At 52.9% G+C, this 18,308-nt stretch carries 18 protein-coding genes; 3 read left to right on the plus strand and 15 right to left on the minus strand.

Annotation, left to right across the window (positions count from 1 at the left end; translation table 11 throughout):
- The first annotated feature begins 9 nt into the window (after window positions 1-9).
- Window positions 10-729, plus strand: coding sequence for a peptide-methionine (S)-S-oxide reductase MsrA (gene msrA, locus ACOZIO_RS12630; RefSeq protein WP_421595336.1), 720 nt, complete (start codon window positions 10-12; stop codon window positions 727-729).
- A gap of 96 nt (window positions 730-825) precedes the next feature.
- Here the strand turns inward: msrA and ACOZIO_RS12635 are convergent, their stop codons facing one another.
- The 9 genes from ACOZIO_RS12635 to ACOZIO_RS12675 form a co-directional block, all read right to left on the minus strand.
- Window positions 826-1,857, minus strand: a complete 1,032-nt coding sequence (locus tag ACOZIO_RS12635; RefSeq protein ID WP_129953479.1) for a methionine synthase — start codon at window positions 1,855-1,857, stop codon at window positions 826-828.
- A 27-nt stretch (window positions 1,858-1,884) separates the two neighbouring features.
- The gene (locus tag ACOZIO_RS12640; RefSeq protein ID WP_421595337.1) at window positions 1,885-2,868 is read right to left on the minus strand and encodes a DUF1852 domain-containing protein; all 984 of its coding nucleotides are present in this window, start codon (window positions 2,866-2,868) and stop codon (window positions 1,885-1,887) included.
- 591 nt (window positions 2,869-3,459) lie between these two features.
- Window positions 3,460-4,698: an L-fucose:H+ symporter permease gene (gene fucP / locus ACOZIO_RS12645; RefSeq protein WP_266058935.1), complete on the minus strand. Its 1,239-nt coding sequence runs from the start codon at window positions 4,696-4,698 to the stop codon at window positions 3,460-3,462.
- Between the two features lie 189 nt (window positions 4,699-4,887).
- Window positions 4,888-5,235 carry an L-rhamnose mutarotase gene (locus tag ACOZIO_RS12650; RefSeq protein ID WP_217157210.1) on the minus strand — a complete coding sequence of 116 codons (348 nt, stop codon included), beginning with the start codon at window positions 5,233-5,235 and terminating at the stop codon, window positions 4,888-4,890.
- On the minus strand, window positions 5,232-6,008 hold the full coding sequence (locus ACOZIO_RS12655) for an SDR family oxidoreductase (protein ID WP_421595338.1): 777 nt from the start codon (window positions 6,006-6,008) through the stop codon (window positions 5,232-5,234). The genes ACOZIO_RS12650 and ACOZIO_RS12655 overlap by 4 nt, the downstream gene beginning before the upstream one ends.
- Window positions 6,008-6,862, minus strand: a complete 855-nt coding sequence (locus ACOZIO_RS12660) for an amidohydrolase family protein (protein ID WP_421595339.1) — start codon at window positions 6,860-6,862, stop codon at window positions 6,008-6,010. Before ACOZIO_RS12660 ends, ACOZIO_RS12655 begins: the two co-directional genes overlap by 1 nt.
- Window positions 6,863-6,897: 35 nt before the next feature.
- Window positions 6,898-8,175 carry an L-fuconate dehydratase gene (locus ACOZIO_RS12665; protein WP_129953485.1) on the minus strand — a complete coding sequence of 426 codons (1,278 nt, stop codon included), beginning with the start codon at window positions 8,173-8,175 and terminating at the stop codon, window positions 6,898-6,900.
- A 26-nt stretch (window positions 8,176-8,201) separates the two neighbouring features.
- Window positions 8,202-9,044, minus strand: coding sequence for a fumarylacetoacetate hydrolase family protein (locus ACOZIO_RS12670; RefSeq protein WP_129953486.1), 843 nt, complete (start codon window positions 9,042-9,044; stop codon window positions 8,202-8,204).
- 48 nt (window positions 9,045-9,092) lie between these two features.
- Window positions 9,093-9,833 (minus strand): SDR family oxidoreductase, encoded by a 741-nt coding sequence (locus ACOZIO_RS12675; protein ID WP_421595340.1) that lies wholly within the window; start codon window positions 9,831-9,833, stop codon window positions 9,093-9,095.
- A gap of 223 nt (window positions 9,834-10,056) precedes the next feature.
- Between ACOZIO_RS12675 and ACOZIO_RS12680 the strand changes: the two genes are divergently transcribed.
- Window positions 10,057-10,818: a FadR/GntR family transcriptional regulator gene (locus ACOZIO_RS12680; RefSeq protein ID WP_129991049.1), complete on the plus strand. Its 762-nt coding sequence runs from the start codon at window positions 10,057-10,059 to the stop codon at window positions 10,816-10,818.
- Between the two features lie 29 nt (window positions 10,819-10,847).
- Here the strand turns inward: ACOZIO_RS12680 and ACOZIO_RS12685 are convergent, their stop codons facing one another.
- The 4 genes from ACOZIO_RS12685 to ACOZIO_RS12700 form a co-directional block, all read right to left on the minus strand.
- The gene (locus tag ACOZIO_RS12685) at window positions 10,848-10,997 is read right to left on the minus strand and encodes a DUF2474 domain-containing protein (protein ID WP_129953489.1); all 150 of its coding nucleotides are present in this window, start codon (window positions 10,995-10,997) and stop codon (window positions 10,848-10,850) included.
- Window positions 10,998-11,059: 62 nt separating this feature from the next.
- The gene (gene cydB / locus ACOZIO_RS12690) at window positions 11,060-12,064 is read right to left on the minus strand and encodes a cytochrome d ubiquinol oxidase subunit II (RefSeq protein ID WP_421595341.1); all 1,005 of its coding nucleotides are present in this window, start codon (window positions 12,062-12,064) and stop codon (window positions 11,060-11,062) included.
- On the minus strand, window positions 12,057-13,490 hold the full coding sequence (locus ACOZIO_RS12695) for a cytochrome ubiquinol oxidase subunit I (RefSeq protein WP_421595342.1): 1,434 nt from the start codon (window positions 13,488-13,490) through the stop codon (window positions 12,057-12,059). The genes cydB and ACOZIO_RS12695 overlap by 8 nt, the downstream gene beginning before the upstream one ends.
- 533 nt (window positions 13,491-14,023) lie before the next feature.
- Window positions 14,024-15,262, minus strand: a complete 1,239-nt coding sequence (locus tag ACOZIO_RS12700; protein ID WP_217138942.1) for an MFS transporter — start codon at window positions 15,260-15,262, stop codon at window positions 14,024-14,026.
- Window positions 15,263-15,322: 60 nt separating this feature from the next.
- Here ACOZIO_RS12700 and ACOZIO_RS12705 point away from each other — a divergent pair, with 60 nt between their 5' ends.
- Window positions 15,323-16,309: an AraC family transcriptional regulator gene (locus ACOZIO_RS12705; protein ID WP_421595343.1), complete on the plus strand. Its 987-nt coding sequence runs from the start codon at window positions 15,323-15,325 to the stop codon at window positions 16,307-16,309.
- Between the two features lie 65 nt (window positions 16,310-16,374).
- Here the strand turns inward: ACOZIO_RS12705 and ACOZIO_RS12710 are convergent, their stop codons facing one another.
- Window positions 16,375-17,274 (minus strand): proline iminopeptidase-family hydrolase, encoded by a 900-nt coding sequence (locus ACOZIO_RS12710; protein ID WP_129953494.1) that lies wholly within the window; start codon window positions 17,272-17,274, stop codon window positions 16,375-16,377.
- An 89-nt stretch (window positions 17,275-17,363) separates the two neighbouring features.
- Window positions 17,364-18,119 (minus strand): LuxR family transcriptional regulator, encoded by a 756-nt coding sequence (locus tag ACOZIO_RS12715; protein WP_129953495.1) that lies wholly within the window; start codon window positions 18,117-18,119, stop codon window positions 17,364-17,366.
- Between the last annotated feature and the right edge of the window lie 189 nt (window positions 18,120-18,308).

Below are 18,308 nucleotides of genomic sequence, written 5' to 3' on the forward strand. Positions count from 1 at the left end.
AAATTACCCATGAAAATTGCATCGAAAAAAATGCGTCATTACAGTCTGATCGCCGGACTGGTGCTGGCGTCAGCGTTCGCGTTCCAAAATAATGCCTGGTCATGGGGCGGGGGCGCTGAACCGGCGGTGATAATCCCTGCACCGGCAAAAGATGAACCTGCGGGTACGTCGCACAGCGAGACGGCGTTGTTTGCCGGTGGCTGTTTCTGGGGAATTCAGGGCGTGTTTCAACACGTGAAAGGCGTGACCAGCGCGGTGTCCGGTTATGCGGGCGGCGACGCGCAAACGGCGAGTTATGAACAGGTGAGTACCGGCGATACCGGCCACGCAGAATCGGTCAAAATTACCTTTGATCCGTCGCAGGTGACGTATGGCGAACTGCTGCATATTTTCTTCTCGGTGGGGCATAACCCGACAGAGTTAAACCGTCAGGGTCCGGATACCGGCAGTCAGTATCGCTCGGCGGTTTTCCCGCTCAGTCAGGCTCAGGCAGAAGTGGCGAAAGCGTATATCGCTCAGCTCGATGCCAGCCACAGTTACAGCGAGCCGCTGGTGACAAAAGTGGAAAGCAGTGCACACTTTTATCCGGCAGAGGCTTATCACCAGAACTTTTTAAACGATAATCCGGATTATCCGTACATCGTGGTGAACGACCTGCCAAAAATTAACGACTTAAAACAGCATTTCCCGGCGGATTATCGCGAACAGCCGGTGCTGGTGAAGCAATAACGGGGCATGATCTGTTTATCACTCAGCCCGGCAGGCTTCTGGTCTGACCGCCTGATCCGGGCTGAATTCTCTTCAGATTGATGCAATCGGGTGAATTTACTTCGCCAGCAGTTCTTTCCGGACGATTTCTGCGCCGGCACTTAACGCATCTAACTTGCCTCTTGCTACGCCACGCGGTAATGGGATCATGCCGCAGTTGGTGCAAGGATAGAGCTTGTCGGCGTCAACATATTGCAGTGCTTTTCGAAGCGTAGCGGCGACTTCCTCGGGTGTTTCAATAGTATTGGTTGCCACATCGATAGCACCGACCATCACTTTTTTACCCCGGATCAGCTCCATCAGCTCCATCGGAACATGGGAGTGATGACATTCCAGTGAAATAATATCGATATTAGATTTTTGTAGTTTTGGGAAAATCTCTTCGTATTGTCTCCACTCTGTTCCCAGCGTTTTTTTCCAGTCTGTATTGGCTTTGATACCATAGCCGTAGCAGATGTGGACAGCCGTTTCACATTTCAGCCCTTCAATGGCTCTTTCTAACGTGGCAATACCCCAGTCGTTCACTTCATCGAAGAACACGTTAAATGCCGGTTCATCAAACTGGATAATATCGACACCCACAGCCTCTAATTCCCGGGCTTCTTCATTGAGAATTTTAGCGAATTCCCAGGCGAGTTTTTCGCGACTTTTATAGTGATTATCATAGAGCGTGTCGATCATGGTCATCGGCCCCGGAAGAGCCCATTTGATCGGCTGTGTTGTTTGCTGGCGCAAAAACTTCGCATCTTCGACAAAAACGGCCTTTTGACGACTGACCGGGCCAACAACAGTCGGCACACTGGCTTCATAACGGTTGCGAATCTTAACGATCTCGCGGTTCTCGAAATCAACGCCGTTGAGGTGCTCAATAAAGGTCGTGACGAAATGCTGGCGCGTTTGCTCGCCATCGCTGACGATATCAATACCTGCCTGTTGCTGATCTTCCAGACACAAACGCAGCGCATCTTTTTTGCCGTCGAGTAACTCCTGACCTTCAAGCTTCCAGGGGGACCAGAGTGTCTCCGGCTGCGCAATCCAGGAGGGCTTAGGTAAACTGCCCGCAGTCGATGTCGGTAATAATTTTTTCATCACAGGTGACCTTATATTTTTAGTAAATCAAAGAACGGAATGAGCAGACCATTGTTTAAGAACAGTTTGGTAAGGTTTAATAAAATGTTCCTCGGTAAATTTCCCCTGCTCAACAGCCAGCTGGCTACGTTCTTCCCGGTCATAAATAATCCGGGTTAATGAATAATCCTGGAAATTCAGGCTTGGCTGATACTGTTTCCCGGCCGCGGAGTTAGCATTGTAAATTTCAGGGCGGTATATCTTCTGGAAAGTCTCCATCGTGCTGATGGTACTGATCAGCTCAAGATTGGTGTAATCGCTGAGCAAATCGCCACTGAAGTAAAACGCCAAAGGCGCAACGCTGTTTTCAGGCATGAAGTATCGCGCCCGCAATCCCATCTTGGCGAAATATTCATCAGTCAGGGAAGGTTCGTCCTGCTGATATTCGATGCCTAATACAGGATGTTGATTGCCGGTACGGTAATAAGTGTTTTTACTTGAGACGCTCAGGCAAATAACGGGTGTTTTATTAAAGAATTCTTTGTAAATATCGGAGTTAATGAAACGCTTAAAGATATCACCGTGTAATACACCAAAATCATCCGGCAGGCTAAATCCGGATTTATTCTTATTATGCTCCGGCAGTAAAACGCTAAAATCATAATCCCGTACATAAGAAGAAAAATTATTACCTAAAATACCGTCAAAACGTTCATGGGTTTTTTTATCAACGATAGTGGTTTTTAATACTTCAATCACCGGAAAAACGTCGCTCTTCCCTGCAATATTAATGTTTAACTGGGCTGTAATGATATCGAGTTCAACGGAGTAGCGGTCACCCACAGGGTTGTCCCAATGCGCCAGTGAATTGAAACGATTGTCAATCATCACTAAGGTGTTGCGCAGGTTTTCCTGGCGTTTTTCACCCCTTGCCAGATTGGCAAAGTTAGTCGTAATACGCGTATTTTCCGAGGGGTTATAGTCTTCGTCAAAACGAAGGCTTTTAATAGTGAATGTAATTTCTTTTTTCATTTTTATCAGGTGTCCTGGCTGCTGAAAAACCTAAATTATTTCAGTAGCCTTCATATTTTTAAGAGTGAATCGCGATGACTCTTTTATGCCTGAGTCATTGAGTGAAAAAAAGTGATTTAAATTCACTGAACATGAGCAAAGTTCATGATCCAGCTTGCGCGTCACCGACATACTTCGGCGCTGACCGAAGCATCCCCTTTTAGCCGGTAATAAGCTGAGCGAAATTCATGAGGGAGCAGAAAGATGATCGCAGTACTTTTTGAGGCAGACGCAGTAGCCGAATCAGACGCTTGTTTTTCGATGCGTCAGAAATATCCCCAAAAAAGGCCCAAGCCTGTCACGAACATCCGCAATAAAAAACGGGTTAAACACAGTGTCTGCAATGAACGAATCGACATATTTTACCCTTCAGCGTTATTAAACAGTTTCATACGCGATGAAGTATAAGCAGGATTTTTTCATCCGGGATGACAGGAATGTTAAAACTCAGGGTGTGGTTTTCAGCGTTGCAGTCCCTCCTTAACGCCAAAAGACATTGAGGAGGGGATTTTGTGAGGTATGGCAGTCTGAGTGTTCGTATTACCACTCCCCTCAGAGAGCGGCTTTCGCTCGTTGTTTCACGGCATAAATCAGTACCACGGCGAAGCACACCATTGGCAGGGCGTAGGAAACGGCGGTGTTGTAATGGTCAGCAATCGCACCCATCAGGTATGGCATCACCGCGCCACCCACAATCGCCATGATCATCACAGAGCTGGCGCGTTTGGTCTGTTTGCCCATATTCTTGACGCCCATTGCAAAAATGGTCGGGAACATGATCGACATGAAGAAGAAAATCGCCACCAGTGCAATCACCGACACGTTATCAATCCCCGCGACCACCACGCCGCACAGCACAATATTAATGATGGCGTAAACTACCAGCAGCGTGGCCGGACGGACAAAGCCCATCAGCCAGGTACTGAAGAAACGGCCAACCATAAAACTTACCATACCGACGGAAAGCAGGTAAGACGCATTCTGATTCGACAGTGTGTGCCAGTGTTCGGTGGTGTAGTTAATGAAGAACGCGCCGACACCTACCTGGGCCGCGACGTAGAAGAATTGTGCAATCACACCACCGGTGAAATGGGCATGCTGCCATAATCCTTTTCCGCCACCCTGATCCCCGGCCGCGCTTTGCTCACGAATATCCGGCAATTTGGTGCGCCCGAACAGGAAGGCAATCAGAAGCACTAACACGGCGATGGCGACGTAGGTAGTTTTTACAGATGACAAGCCGTCCGCCGTGGTGCCTTGCGTGGCAGAGAAGAACAGCGAACCGCCGATAATCGGGCCGATAAACTGTCCTAAACCATTGAATGACTGAGAAAGGTTCAGGCGACGTTCTGCTCCGGCCGGATCGCCCAGCACGGTAGCGAACGGGTTAGCGGCGGTTTCGAGACAGCCCAGACCGAGGGCGATCACGAACAGTGCGAACAGAAACATAGCGAAACTGCCTGCGGAGGCGGCAGGCACAAACAACAGCGCGCCCAGTGCATAGAGACATAATCCGACCAGGATCCCGGCTTTATAGCCAAACCTGTCCATGAAGAAACCGGCAGGCAGGGCGATGATAAAATATGCCCCGAAATAGGCGGCCTGTAACAGGCCAGACTGGGCTTTATTGACGTGTAAGACTTCCTGGAAATGTTTATTCAGGACATCCAGCAACCCGTAGGATAAACCCCACAGGAAAAACAGCGTGGTGACCAAAATGAACGCCAGGCGGAAACCGGACGTCGTTTTGCGCTGCGCATAAGCGGGCGCGGCAGTTTTATCGGCGAGCATAGTGTATTCCTCAGTATCTGGTAACGCATGTAGGGGGTCAGCTCAGGTGGCTGATTTTTATGTCAGATAACGTGAAAAACGTGATGAACTCCCTGAGAATAGGGAGAGCTTTTGCTCCTCCCACATTCACAGGGTTGAGCGGGTTTTGCTTTGCTCCTTCCCTTCGCAGGGGAGGGAGCCGACCGGGTTTTACTCAATCTGTTCAGCAAGCGAAAAGATCTTCTCCATTTCTACCCACTTTTTACCGGCGGGTGTCCACGGCGTGGGGCGCTGATATTTCCACATCAGGGCTTCCCACTCACACACTTTCGGATCCTCCAGACTGCGGCGTTCGAACAGCCCGCTGTCAAACTCTTCCGTGGTTTCCATCACCATCATCAGCCGGTTGCCCAGCCGGTAAATTTCCATCTCTGCGATGCCATAACGGCGCAGATGCGCGGTAATTTCCGGCCAGATTTTGCGGTGATGACGCTGATATTCTTCGATAAGCGCCGGATCGTCCGCCAGATCCAGCGCCTGACAATAGCGTCGCTTCATGTCAGCGCCCGGTCGAGATGCATATAACCACCGTCCACGGTCAGCCACTGGCCGGTGGTGTGAGACGCGCGGGAAGAGAGCAGGAATACCACGGTGTTGGCGATTTCCTGCGGCGTGGTCATCCGCTGTCCCAGCGGAATATGCGAGGTGATTTGTTGCAACTTTTCGTCGGGATGATCGAAGCTTTTGATCCAGCGTTCGTACAGTGGCGTCATGACCTCTGCCGGGATCACCGCGTTCACGCGGATGCCGTCGCCGAGCAGCGCCGCCGCCCATTCACGGGTCAGCGCCAGAATGCCGCCTTTGGCTGAAGCGTAACCGCTGGTGTTGCCTTGTCCGGTTAAGGCGGTTTTCGAGCTGATATTAACGATCGCCCCGTGGCTTGCGCGCAGGGCTTCCAGGCTCAGGTGTGCCATCAGGTAATAGTGGATCAGGTTTTGTTCTAACGATTGCACAAAGGCTTCCCGACCGGCGTCCAGTCCGACGCTGTCGTTGGCTCCGGCATTGTTCACCAGCCCGTCGATACTGCCGTAGCGGGTAAGCACCTCCTGTACCGCCGCCGTGCAACTGGCTTCGTCGCGCAGTTCGGTCAGCACAAAACTGGCCTGCGGAGAAAGCTTTTGCAGTTTATGCATCAGTTGATTGGCAGGTTCGGTATTGCTGATGATCACCGGAATGGCACCTTCTTCCGCCAGCGTCAGCGAAATCGCCGCGCCAATACCGGACCCGCCGCCGGTGACGATCACCACTTTATTTTGCAGATGCAGATTCATCAGTCATTTCCTGTAATCGGTAAAGGCTGTAATCGGTAAACCGTGCAGGCATTGCCGCCATATATGGCAGCCTGCTCGTCAGAACTGAGTGAGGCCGTGGCCTGTTCACATAAATCCCATGGATTCTCATCGCCGCCAGCCAGTAAGCACACCGGCCAGTCGGAGCCAAACATCAGGCGTCCGGGCCCGAAAACCTCCAGTGCGGCATCGAAATAGGGCAACAGGTCGCGGGCAGACATCCCCGCCGGGCGCGGCTCAGTCAGTAGCCCGGAAAGCTTACAACTGACGTGTTGTAACGCCGCCAGCGGGGCGATCTGTTTCTTCCAGTACGCAGCGCCCAGGCTGAGATCCGGCTTGCCGAGGTGATCGAGCACCAGAAAATGCCCGTCATGCCTTGTGGCAAACTGTACGGCTTCGGCAAGATGGCGGTGCGTCACCAGAATTTCATAAACATATTCCTGCTGCTGAAGCTGGCGAATACCGGCATTGATGGCCGGATCTGCCAGCCATTGTGCAGGCGAAGGTTCATCCTGAACCTGATGACGAAAGCCGCGCAGCAGCGGGTGTGAGAGAGCATCCAGCTCCCGTTGCAGCGCGGACGACGACAGTTCGACCCAGCCGGTCACGGCGCACACAAAGTCAGTTTTTCCGGCGATATCCAGCAGCCATCGGGTTTCACTGGTGCATGAGCATGCCTGAACCAGTACCGTGCCCTGAATGTTGTGACGTTGTAACGTTGACGTCAGTGTTTCCGGCAAGAAATTCTGTTTCAGCACCGTCATTTCATCGCTTATCCAGCGGTAGTCCTGCGGGGTGTAGCGCCAGAAATGCTGATGGCTGTCGATTCGCATCATCGGCCTCCTCCTTGCTGCTTTTTCGATCATTAAGGTCAGGCGTGATGGCGGTATTTTTCGACCGACGCCTGATGCATCTCGACAGAGAATCCCGGTGCCTGTGGGGGCATATAAGCTGCGCCGCGAATATCGCACGGGTGTACAAAATGCTCGTGAAGATGGTCAACGTATTCAATGACCCGACCGTCGTGCGTACCTGAAATGCACAGGTAATCAATCATAGACAGATGTTGGACGTATTCGCATAACCCGACGCCACCCGCGTGCGGGCACACCGGCAGATTGTATTTGGCGGCCATCAGCATCACGGCCAGCACCTCATTGACGCCGCCCATGCGACAGGCATCAATCTGCACCACGTCGATGGCTTCGCGCATAATGAACTGCTTAAACATGATGCGGTTCTGGCACATTTCGCCGGTGGCGACCTTAACCGGCGCAACGCCCTGACGGATTTTGCGGTGACCTTCGATGTCGTCCGGGCTGGTCGGTTCTTCGATAAACCAGGGTTTGGCAAAGGCGAGGGCATTGACCCACGGGATCGCCTCGTCGGTTTCCCACACCTGGTTGGCGTCGATCATCAGTTTGCGATCCGGGCCGATGACTTCGCGGGCAATGCGCACGCGGCGGATGTCGTCTTCGAGGTCGCGCCCGACTTTGAGTTTCAGATAATCGAAACCGGCGTCGACCGCTTCCTGGCATAAACGGCGCAGTTTGTCATCGGGATAGCCCAGCCAGCCTGCTGACGTGGTGTAGCACGGGTAGCCTTCTGCCAGCAGTTTCTCTCTGCGTTGGGCCTTGTTGTCAGCGCGTTGCCGCAATAAGGTCAGTGCCTCGTGTGGCGTAATGCAGTCGGTGATGTAGCGAAAATCGATGCAGCGCACCAGCTCTTCCGGTGACATGTCGGCCACCAGTTGCCACAGGGGTTTACCGGCGGCTTTGCTCCACAAATCCCACACCGCGTTAACTACCGCGCCGGTCGCCAGATGGATTGCGCCCTTATCCGGACCAATCCAGCGCAACTGACTGTCGCTGGTAAAATCGCGCCAGAATTTACCCATATCGGCGGTGATGTCTGCCAGTTCGCGCCCCACAATCAGGTGTTCCAGCGCCTTGATCGCTACGCAGCAGATTTCGTTGCCGCGCCCGATGGTAAAGGTCAGTCCGTGGCCTTTCAGCGCCGGATTGTCAGTGTCTAAAATCACATAGGCAGCGGAATAATCCGGATCCGGGTTCATGGCATCCGAGCCATCGAGCGCCAGCGAGGTCGGGAAGCGCACATCTTCAACACGTAAAGCCGTAATCGTTGTCATCGCAAAATTCCTTTAGCGTAAAGGGGCTATGCCTGCACTGTCTTCTGACGCTGTTCACCCAAACCTTCAATGCCAAGCCGCATGACCTGACCGGCTTTCAGGTATACCGGTGGTTTTTGCCCCAGTCCGACCCCCGGCGGTGTGCCGGTAGAAATGATGTCGCCGGGTTGCAGGCTCATGAAACGGCTGAGATAACTGATGATTTCGGGGATGCGGAAAATCATGGTGCGCGTATTGCCGTTCTGATAGCGTTTGCCGTCCACTTCCAGCCACAAATTCAGCTGGTGCGGGTCAGGAATTTCATCCGCCGTCACCAGCCACGGGCCGGTCGGACCAAAGGTGTCGCAGCCTTTGCCTTTGTCCCAGGTACCGCCGCGTTCAATCTGAAATTCGCGCTCAGATACATCGTTGATCACGCAGTAACCGGCGATGTGTGACATCGCATCGGTTTCGCTGATATAGCGCCCGCCGGTGCCGATCACGACACCAAGCTCTACTTCCCAGTCGGTTTTAACCGAATCCCGGGGGATCTCTACGTCATCGTTTGGTCCGACAATCGCACTGGTCCATTTGCTAAAAACTACCGGTTCTTGCGGGATTTCTGCGCCGGTTTCGGCCGCATGATCGGCGTAGTTCAGCCCGATACAGATGAATTTCCCCACACTACCCACACAGGCACCCAGACGGGGTTCGCCGCTGACCCGTGGCAGGCTGTGCGGATCGAGCTGGCGCAGCTTATCCAGCGTTTCGGGCTGTAAAAATTCGCCACGGATATCGGCGATATGTGCGCTGAGATCGCGTAACTGGCCGTTGTCATCCACCAGGCCCGGGCGCTCAGAACCCGGATTGCCGTAACGTAATAATTTCATGTGTCAGTATCCTTCTGTGAAAGTCAGATGTTGTTAGCCGCGGTCGACTCAGTTGCTCCAGCCGCCGTCAATAATTTGCACCGTGCCGGTGGTATAAGAACTGGCGTCGGAGGCCAGATACAGTGCCAGCCGGGCGATTTCTTCGGTTTTACCGATGCGCCCGATCGGCTGGCGGGCAACGAACGCGGCGTACACCTCAGCTTCGCTGCGGCCTTCGGCCTGCGCCTGTGCGGCAATACGCTGGCGCAGGGACGGAGATTCCACCGTGCCCGGACAAATCGCGTTACAGCGAATGCCTCGGGTGACGTAATCCGCAGCAACAGAGCGGGTCAGGCCAATCACAGCCGCTTTTGAGGCGCTGTATGCAAAGCGGTTCGGCACACCTTTGATGCTCGAGGCAACGGATGACATGTTGATCACTGAACCGCTGCCGCGCTCAAGCATGGCGGGCAGAAAAGCGCGGATCATGTGAAACATCGCAGTGACATTGAGATCGAGCGCAAACTGCCATTCGTTTTCTGTACAGGCGAGGATATCGCCGCTGTGGACCACCCCGGCGCAGTTGAACAGCACATCGAGCGGGCCGGTTTCTTCTGCCAAAGCAGCAATCGCCCGCGGGTCTGTCACATCAAGTAAGCGCGGGGTAATCCTCGGAATATCCTGTAACGCACCGATATTGATGTCGGTGGCAATTACCTCGGCACCCTCCAGGGCAAAAAGCGTGGCGGTGTTGAAGCCAATACCTTGTCCGGCGGCGGTGATCAGAACTTTTTTCCCTGCCAGGTTCATAACAATTCCCCATCAAATATTGCTTTATAGGTCTAATGGTCAGGCCATTGAAGGTGAAAAAAACGCGTTAAAAGCAGTGCTTTTTGCTAAGATGTCCGGCAAGCTTCTGCTTAAAACGCCATTCCCGTTAACCAATTTTTTACATGCATAAAACAAATCAGCAAGATTTTTGTCCGAAAAATGCTAGCTGAATCACTTAATGAGAATTGACCTCAGGTGTGCGATGCCGATAAAAAAGTTAGAAAATCCCAGAATATACAGGCAGATAGCTGACCAGCTAAAAACATTGATTGATAATAAAGAATTTCCACCCGGCAGTCGTCTTCCGGCTGAACGTGAACTGGCGAGTCAGTTACAGGTGAGCCGCGCCTCGGTGCGTGAAGCCCTGATTGCGCTGGAAGTGATCGGGCTGGTGGATGTGCGGGTGGGAAACGGCGTAATTGTCCGTCAGCCGCCTGTCGTTGCGGCTACGCCCTCGCTGGAGCCGGTGATGTCTCAGGCGGGACGCAACCAGTGGGCGGACGTGGATGATGAGCTGAATATCGCGCTGGATTTTACTGCTGAATTGCCCCCTTTTTCGCTGTTGCAAACCCGCCGTCTGATAGAACCTGAAACGGCCGCACTGGCGGCAAGAAACGCAACTGACGAGGAACTGGCGGCGATCAGGCAGGCATATGAGCAGAATTGTCGCGATAACCGTCATGGTTCAGCAACGCATCCCGGCGACCGTTTATTTCATATCCGCATCGCTCAGGCCAGCGGTAATCCGGCCTATGCATTTATCATCGCCCACCTGCTTGGCCACCGTTATGGCACCATGTTCCGTAGCCTGCAATTACATTACACCCCGCAGGACATGCCGCACCGTTCTGAGATTGAACACCTTGAGATCCTGACGGCGCTGGAGGCCAGAGACAGTCGCGCCGCCAGGAAGGCGATGAAGGAACATCTGGATGCGGTGATTAAGATTTTTGGGCAAGGGTAAGAAAAGCCGCTGCATGTCATCACTTATTTTTAATGCGATTTCATTCCGGCGGCTGTCATCATCATTCTGAATAAGAATGCCACCACAGCCAGCGATAATACACTTAACGTATAAATGATTATCAGCCAGACGACGCGCTTCCAGAATGGCTGCTTCCTATTGATTGTCTGATCCTGCATCAGGAACCTCCTGTGAAAACCGGGCGAAAATAATGCCGTCACGCCGCCCGGTAATATTCAGATCAATGATAACCCTCGTTTTCCTTGATTTTCCCGCGGAACACGTAATAACTCCAGAAGGTATAAATCAGGATAACGGGAATAATGACCATCGCGCCAACCAGCATAAATGCCAGACTTTTTGGAGACGACGCTGCATCCCAAATTGAGATGGACGGAGGAATAATATTCGGCCAGATACTGATCCCGAGCCCCGAAAATCCGAGGAAAACAAGCGCGAGAGTCAGCAGGAACGGCATATAGTGCGCGTGACTTTTTATCGCCCGCAAAATTCCCCAGGTACAGGCTAAGACCAGGATGGGTACAGGCAGAAATGCGATCAGATTTGGCATGCTGAACCAGCGATGCGCGATATCGGCATGCGTCAGCGGTGTCCAGATACTGATAATACCTATGATCGCCAGCAAGGTGATGACCAGGGGTCTGGCGAGTTTGCACATTTTCTGATGCAGGGAATTTTCGGTTTTCATGATAAGCCAGGTACAGCCGAGCAGCGCGTAGGCGACCACCAGGCCAACGCCACAGAAAAGGGGGAAGGGAGCCAGCCAGCTTAATGCCGGGCCGGTAAACGTCCTGCCCGTGACCTCAAAACCATTGAGCACGGTGCCGACGGCTACCCCCTGACTGAAGGTTGCCACGATCGAGCCTGCAATAAACGATTTATCCCAGAACGGACGATGCTTCTCCGTGGCTTTGAAACGAAATTCAAACGCCACACCGCGGAATATCAGACCGAAAAGCATCAGGGTTAACGGGACGGAAAGTGCATCGGCGATAACCGAATAGGCCAGCGGGAAGGCCCCGTATAAGGCTGCACCGCCCAGTACCAGCCAGGTTTCATTACCGTCCCAGACCGGCGCAACGGTGTTTACCATCATGTCGCGTTCGGTTTTGTCTTTATTGAACGGGAATAAAATGCCAATACCCAGATCAAAGCCATCCATCACGATGTACATCAGGTTCGCAAATACGATAATGGCAAACCATATAACAGTATAATCAATCATGGTTTTTATTTCCCCCGGCGGTGTTCAACCCTTCATGTGCAGCAGACAGCGGACGTGCGGGTGTGCTTTTCTTACCGGGTCCGCCGTGCGAAACCTCATCGCCTTCACCGGTCACCGGCCCTTTCTTAATCAGGCGCATAAGATAGACGTATCCGATACCAAAGACCGATGAATAAACCAGCAGGAAAGCTAACAGGCTGAGGCTCATGTGCATTTCACCGTGTGCGGAGACAGCATCACGGGTGCGCTGAACGCCATAAACGACCCATGGCTGTCGGCCAATTTCAGTGGTAAACCAGCCTGCCAGCAGGGCAATCAGACCGGAAGGCCCCATCAGCAAGGTAAACCAAAGGAACGGACGGGACTGATAAAGCCTCTTTTTATAACGCAGCCAGGCACCCAGCACACCGGCTGTGATCATCAGCAGACCGAGAGCCACCATCACCCGGAAAGACCAGAAAATGACCGGTGAGAAAGGGCGATCTTCTTTCGGGAAACTTTTCAGCGCGGGCACTTGTTTCTCCAAACTATGCGTGAGGATCAGGCTGCCCAGATAGGGGACCTCAAGCGCATATTTCGTCCGTTCCTGTTGCATATCCGGCATGCCGAACAGAATTAACGGCGTGGACTCTCCGGGCCGGTTTTCCCAGTGGCCTTCGATTGCTGCAATTTTCGCGGGTTGATGTTCCAGAGTATTCAGGCCGTGGGCATCGCCGACCATTGCCTGAATGGGGGCGACGAACAACGCCATCCACAACGCCATGGAAAACATTTTCCGAACCGCTGGTGTATCGTTGCCGCGAAGCAGGTGCCAGGCACCCGAGGCGCCGACAAAGAACGCACTGGCGAGGAATGCCGCGATGGACATATGGAACAGGCGATAAGGAAATGACGGATTAAAAATGATTTTAAACCAGTCCGTTGGCACTACGACGCCATTCAGAATTTCATAGCCTTGCGGGGTATGCATCCAGCTGTTCGACGCCAGGATCCAAAAGGTAGAGATAAGGGTGCCCAGCGCCACCATGCAGGTAGCAAAGAAATGCAGGCCCGGTCCGACCCGGTTCCAGCCAAACAACATCACGCCCAGAAAACCCGCTTCCAGGAAGAAGGCGGTGAGTACTTCATAAGTCAGTAAAGGGCCGGTGATACTGCCGGCAAATTGCGAGAACCCGCTCCAGTTAGTGCCGAACTGGTACGCCATGACCAGCCCTGACACAACGCCCATACCAAAGTTAACAGCAAAAATTTTGGACCAGAAATGATAGAGATCCCGATAACTGCGATGGCCAGTTTTCAGCCACATTCCTTCAAGCACAGCCAGAAAACTTGCCAGCCCGATCGTAATGGCAGGAAATATGATGTGAAAAGAAACGGTGAAAGCGAATTGTATTCTTGCCAGGTGAAAAGCATCTAATCCAAACATTGCTTACATCCCCTATAGAGAAAATGGGACAAGTTAATTAAACGTAACATAAATTGTATACTTGCGATTTATACGGATTTTAGTCGAAACGATTGTGCACTGAGATTATTTTTAGAAGTAGATACAGTTTCGTGAAAAAGTACTATAACAGTTCAGGTGATTTTATTTTTTATATTTATAATTCAATGGTTTGTTATCATGGTTGTTCACGGGTTCAAAATGATTTTATTTCCCGGCTACATTGTATGAAAATTGAAAACATTGTTGCTACCACAATATAGTCTATTGATTAATAAGTTTTTATGTCTTATCCGTTTGTTTTGCCTACGCCGGGAATAAAACGTACCTCTAAAACGCAGACTCAATTTTAATATAACTGTTATAGCCCTGACCTGTTCACGGAAATAAGCCGGAAACAGTTTTAACATGATGATAAATTGAGTATTTGAACACGATAGCAACAATGTTTGTGTGGAATTAATTTTAGTTATTTTTAGGAATTTACTGAAAGATTGTCAGCGTATTTCCTGACGCTATCCGTGCTGGAGGGACGCGCTTTCTGCACCGTCTCCGGACAGACCGACCCTGACGCACAAGGCAATGATCAGCGCGGCACTTAACATCACAATACCCGCGGTAATAAATACCCCGGAGATCCCCCCCAGTCCGAACATGACACCTCCCAGTGCCGCACCGGCCGCGATAGAAGATTGCACGGCAGCCACCACCATGCCTCCTGCGCTCTCAGCCTGATCGGGCACCGAGCGGGTTACCCAGTTTGACCAGGCGACGGGCACACCGCCGAATGCCAGCCCCCAGAGCAAAACCAGCAGAGTGAGCCCGGTTATCTGAACGGGCAGTAATATCATTCCCAATGCCGCGATGCCGACCAGGCAAGGCATTACAATGAGCGTCAGACGAAGGCTGTAAGTCATCACCCAGCCAGCCAGCAATGTACCTGCAAAATTGGCCACACCGAATCCGAGCAAGAGCAGGGCCAGTCCGCCCGCATCAATATGACTCACGCTTTCCAGAGAAGGGCGAATATACGTAAACAGGGCATACTGACCGGTATGTGCCAGCACGCAACCAAACATCCCCGTTGCAATGCCGGGACGGCGCAGTAAGGTTAAGACTGATTCTGTATGCGTAACCTGACGGGGAGCCATGCGCGGTAATGTGAACCACTGAAAAGCAAGCGTGACCCCTCCCACCAGAGCCGCGGCAATAAACGCGCTGCGCCAGCCATAGAGCTCACCAAGAAAACTTCCCAGCGGCACCGAAACGACGGTTCCTACGGCGATGCCACTGAAGATAACCGACAGGGCTCTCGGCACGAATTTCTCTGGAACCAGCCGCATCGCCACCGCTGCGGCCATACTCCAGAATCCGCCCAGCGCGACGCCAAGAAGGATCCGCATCACCAGCAACACGACAAGGCTTGAGGAAAGGGCGACCAGCAGGTTTGAGGCGATCATCAGCACGGTAAAACTTAACAGGACGGTTCTGCGGTCAAGCTTACGCGTCAGACCCGGAACCAGCAGCCCGGCAAACAGCGCGATAACAGCGGTGACCGTCACCGCCTGACCCGCTAAGGCTTCCGTCACCTGCAGATCTGAGGCCATGGGCGTTAACAGGCTGGCTGGCAGGTATTCCGCCGTGAGCAAGCCGAACACGCCCATGGTGAGGGAGAAGACGGCCATCCACGCCGGCGGAGCCTGTTGCACATCTCGTTGGATCGCGGGCGCTGAGCCCTGCGTTTTATGATTCATTTCAAACATTCCTGAAAATTAACGTAGCGCAAATTCTAGGCAGGATGGTTGAGATGATCTATGATTCGTAATCCTTGTTTTTTGACTATTACTCCTGAAATGACACAGCACGATCCCTTTGCCCTTTCTTCTGACCTGATCAGTGAACTCCTGACAGGCATGCGTCTGCGCGGTGTGCAATATCGTCGCATCCAGACCGGCCCTGAGTTTGGCATGGCTTTCAAACCGAGGCCCGGCCATGCTTATTTTCACTATCTTGCCGTCGGTTCTGCTGTCCTTAATACCGGGGATGGCGTGCTTCACCCCTTGTCTGCCGGGGATGTCGTTTTTCTGCCGCATGGAATGGCACATCAGCTTCTTTCTGAACCAGACAATACCGCTCAGGATATTGACGACTTCGATGTCGCGCCCCTGGGAGAAGCGGTGAGTGGTGTGGATACCTGCCCGAGTACGGACACGATACCGGGCGCGATTCTTTTTTATGGCTGCATGGAGTTTGATCTGGGCGGAATGCAAAGTCTGGGCAAACTGATGCCGGATACGATGGTGGCGGATGCCAAAGGCGAACGTTATCCCGGACTGTTGCCGGTAATTGACGCAATGAAACGTGAAATATGCTCCGGCCGCATCGGCTTTGCAGGCATTCTGGCCCGGCTTGCGGAAGTTGCCGCGGCAATGATTGTCCGGGGGTGGGTTGAATGCGGATGTGAAAATGCCTCGGGCATTGCCGCTGCATTGCGGGAGCCACGGCTGGCAAAGGCAATTCTGGCGCTGCACCGGCAGCCGGGCAGGAACTGGACAGTGGCGGAGCTGGCGGCAGAGTCGCACATCTCGCGCTCGGTTTTCGCCGCGCGTTTTCAAACCATGATTGGCGTATCGCCGTTGCGTTACGTGACAGAACTGCGGATGCAACTCGCCACGCAGTGGCTCGCAGACAGCAAGATCCCTATCGAGACCGTCGCATTTCGTCTGGGTTATACCTCACAGGCCGCTTTTAGCCGGGCTTATAAGCGCATTTCCGGGCAATCGCCCGGTGCCAGCCGTTAATCAATCTGCGAATAACTCCCTTTCAGGCTGCTTCGGCATAATGTCGACGCAGCCTTTAAGCGTTATCAGAGTGAGCCGTGGCTCGCCAAAAATCCTTCCACGCATTTCATACAGGCTTCACGTTCCTCGACGTGTGGCATGTGGCTCGAATTTTCGAAAATCACCCATTCGGCGTCTTTGATGAAATCCGCGAACGGTTGCACCACTTCGGGGGCCGCTTCGTCGTAGCGACCGGAAATTAGCAATACCGGCACATTAATGGCGGGCAGACGGTCGATCACCGTCCAGTTTTTCATGCTGCCGATAACGTGGAATTCGGTCGGGCCGTTCATGGCGAGATACACGGTCGGATCCTGGTCCATTGCCGCAAAAGTGCGTTTTACTTCCTCCGGCCACGGATCGAGGCGGCAGACATGACGGGCATAAAACACCTGCGACGCGGCTTTGTATTCCGCGCTGTCGAGGGTTCCGGCGGCTTCATGTGCCAGTAAGGTTTCCTGAACGTCCGGCGGCAGTTCGCTGCGCAGGCGGGCGGCGGCCTGCAGCCAGAGTGCCATTGAGGCCGGAGAGTTGGCAATGACCAGCGCTTTCAGGCCCGGGGGTTGGGTAACAGCGTGTTCAGCACCGAGCATGCCGCCCCAGGACTGACCGAGCAGCGCGTAATCCTTTTCAATACCCAGATGGCGTAGCAGATTGTCCAGTTCCGCCAGAAAAAATGACGGCTGCCAGAAGTCAGCCGGTTTGTCAGGAAGGTGCGTCGAGCGGCCATTACCAATCTGATCATAATGGATCACCGCGCGGCCGGTTTCGGCGATATCGCGGAAAGCATCGACGTAATCATGGGTGCAGCCGGGGCCGCCGTGGGCAATGACCAGCGGCGTTTTGCCACTGTTTAAATCGCCACAGATGCGATACCAGGTCTGGTATTCCTGAAACGATGCATAGCCTTCAGTGATGTTGTACATTTTGTTTCCCCTGCCGGTGAATAATCTTTACAGGGTAAACATCGGGGCTGCGCTGAACAGCTAGTAAAAAAGATAGAAAACCGGGCAGATCAGCTGTCGAGCAAACGGTAATGCATCGCGCGCACCACCGCCTGCACACGGTTACTGGCACCCAGTTTACGGGTTGCGGTATTAAGATGCAGCGTGACCGTGGCAATTGACCGGCTGAGTTTGCGGGCAATCTCTTTGGCGGTTAACCCTTGCGCGGCCCACGTCAGACATTCGCGTTCGCGCTTGCTTAAATGCACATGGCGGCAGGTGAGAATGCTGCTGTCGAACAGGGGAAACACGCACTCCTGAAAGGTCAGCGCCAGCAGGCTCAGTTCGGCCAGTACATCATGAATATCCAGCTCATGCCCCGCACCGGTATGAATGCCCGTGACGGTCACAAAGCCACCGTTCGGTAAATGCAGTGGCACCGTTGCACCGCTCGGCATGTTGTTATCGCACATGTAATGGGTAACCGGTTTATTGAGTTCACTGAGTCGGTTTTGCAGCGAAGTATTGTCCGGGCGCTGATAAGACCAGACAAAGGGTGCGCAGCTTTCGAGGGCGTAATGCTGTACCGGATCGACCTGATAATACCCGCTCTCCAGCCATAATCTCTGCATATCGCCGGGCACATTGCACATCCTCAACAACGACGGCGTGATCAGCTCGCCCTGGAGCGTTCGCGGTACCGGCGTGTAATCGTAAATCAGGGCATCAAACCCCAGGCGCGAGGTCTGGGCGAAAAGCTGATCAAACGCACCATCAACGGTGGTTTCCCGTAAAGACACTGCACTCTCTTGCACCGCGAGCTTCATGAATTTATCTCCACATCATTTCTTTCCGGGCTAAATAGGCTGATCGGGCATCGATTTTGCTCAACCTCACTTGTTAAAGAAAAGTTATGCAATCGCGGTGCCACATCGCTGCGGGTGCAAACCTAGTATTTTTGCTAACTACCGGGGGAGTCTGGCTGCGGCTAACGTAAAGCCACAGGGGAAAAGACT

It is taken from the genome of Rahnella sp. PD4, assembly GCF_049199325.1.
GTDB classification, from domain to species: Bacteria; Pseudomonadota; Gammaproteobacteria; order Enterobacterales; family Enterobacteriaceae; genus Rahnella; species Rahnella perminowiae.

What these genes read in the sequence shown, in the direction of transcription:
- msrA (WP_421595336.1), top strand. Translation starts at nt 10, where the DNA reads ATGAAAATTGCATCGAAAAAAATGCGTCATTACAGTCTGATCGCCGGA.
- ACOZIO_RS12635 (WP_129953479.1), bottom strand. Translation starts at nt 1,857, where the DNA reads ATGAAAAAATTATTACCGACATCGACTGCGGGCAGTTTACCTAAGCCC.
- ACOZIO_RS12640 (WP_421595337.1), bottom strand. Translation starts at nt 2,868, where the DNA reads ATGAAAAAAGAAATTACATTCACTATTAAAAGCCTTCGTTTTGACGAA.
- fucP (WP_266058935.1), bottom strand. Translation starts at nt 4,698, where the DNA reads ATGCTCGCCGATAAAACTGCCGCGCCCGCTTATGCGCAGCGCAAAACG.
- ACOZIO_RS12650 (WP_217157210.1), bottom strand. Translation starts at nt 5,235, where the DNA reads ATGAAGCGACGCTATTGTCAGGCGCTGGATCTGGCGGACGATCCGGCG.
- ACOZIO_RS12655 (WP_421595338.1), bottom strand. Translation starts at nt 6,008, where the DNA reads ATGAATCTGCATCTGCAAAATAAAGTGGTGATCGTCACCGGCGGCGGG.
- ACOZIO_RS12660 (WP_421595339.1), bottom strand. Translation starts at nt 6,862, where the DNA reads ATGATGCGAATCGACAGCCATCAGCATTTCTGGCGCTACACCCCGCAG.
- ACOZIO_RS12665 (WP_129953485.1), bottom strand. Translation starts at nt 8,175, where the DNA reads ATGACAACGATTACGGCTTTACGTGTTGAAGATGTGCGCTTCCCGACC.
- ACOZIO_RS12670 (WP_129953486.1), bottom strand. Translation starts at nt 9,044, where the DNA reads ATGAAATTATTACGTTACGGCAATCCGGGTTCTGAGCGCCCGGGCCTG.
- ACOZIO_RS12675 (WP_421595340.1), bottom strand. Translation starts at nt 9,833, where the DNA reads ATGAACCTGGCAGGGAAAAAAGTTCTGATCACCGCCGCCGGACAAGGT.
- ACOZIO_RS12680 (WP_129991049.1), top strand. Translation starts at nt 10,057, where the DNA reads ATGCCGATAAAAAAGTTAGAAAATCCCAGAATATACAGGCAGATAGCT.
- ACOZIO_RS12685 (WP_129953489.1), bottom strand. Translation starts at nt 10,997, where the DNA reads ATGCAGGATCAGACAATCAATAGGAAGCAGCCATTCTGGAAGCGCGTC.
- cydB (WP_421595341.1), bottom strand. Translation starts at nt 12,064, where the DNA reads ATGATTGATTATACTGTTATATGGTTTGCCATTATCGTATTTGCGAAC.
- ACOZIO_RS12695 (WP_421595342.1), bottom strand. Translation starts at nt 13,490, where the DNA reads ATGTTTGGATTAGATGCTTTTCACCTGGCAAGAATACAATTCGCTTTC.
- ACOZIO_RS12700 (WP_217138942.1), bottom strand. Translation starts at nt 15,262, where the DNA reads ATGAATCATAAAACGCAGGGCTCAGCGCCCGCGATCCAACGAGATGTG.
- ACOZIO_RS12705 (WP_421595343.1), top strand. Translation starts at nt 15,323, where the DNA reads ATGATTCGTAATCCTTGTTTTTTGACTATTACTCCTGAAATGACACAG.
- ACOZIO_RS12710 (WP_129953494.1), bottom strand. Translation starts at nt 17,274, where the DNA reads ATGTACAACATCACTGAAGGCTATGCATCGTTTCAGGAATACCAGACC.
- ACOZIO_RS12715 (WP_129953495.1), bottom strand. Translation starts at nt 18,119, where the DNA reads ATGAAGCTCGCGGTGCAAGAGAGTGCAGTGTCTTTACGGGAAACCACC.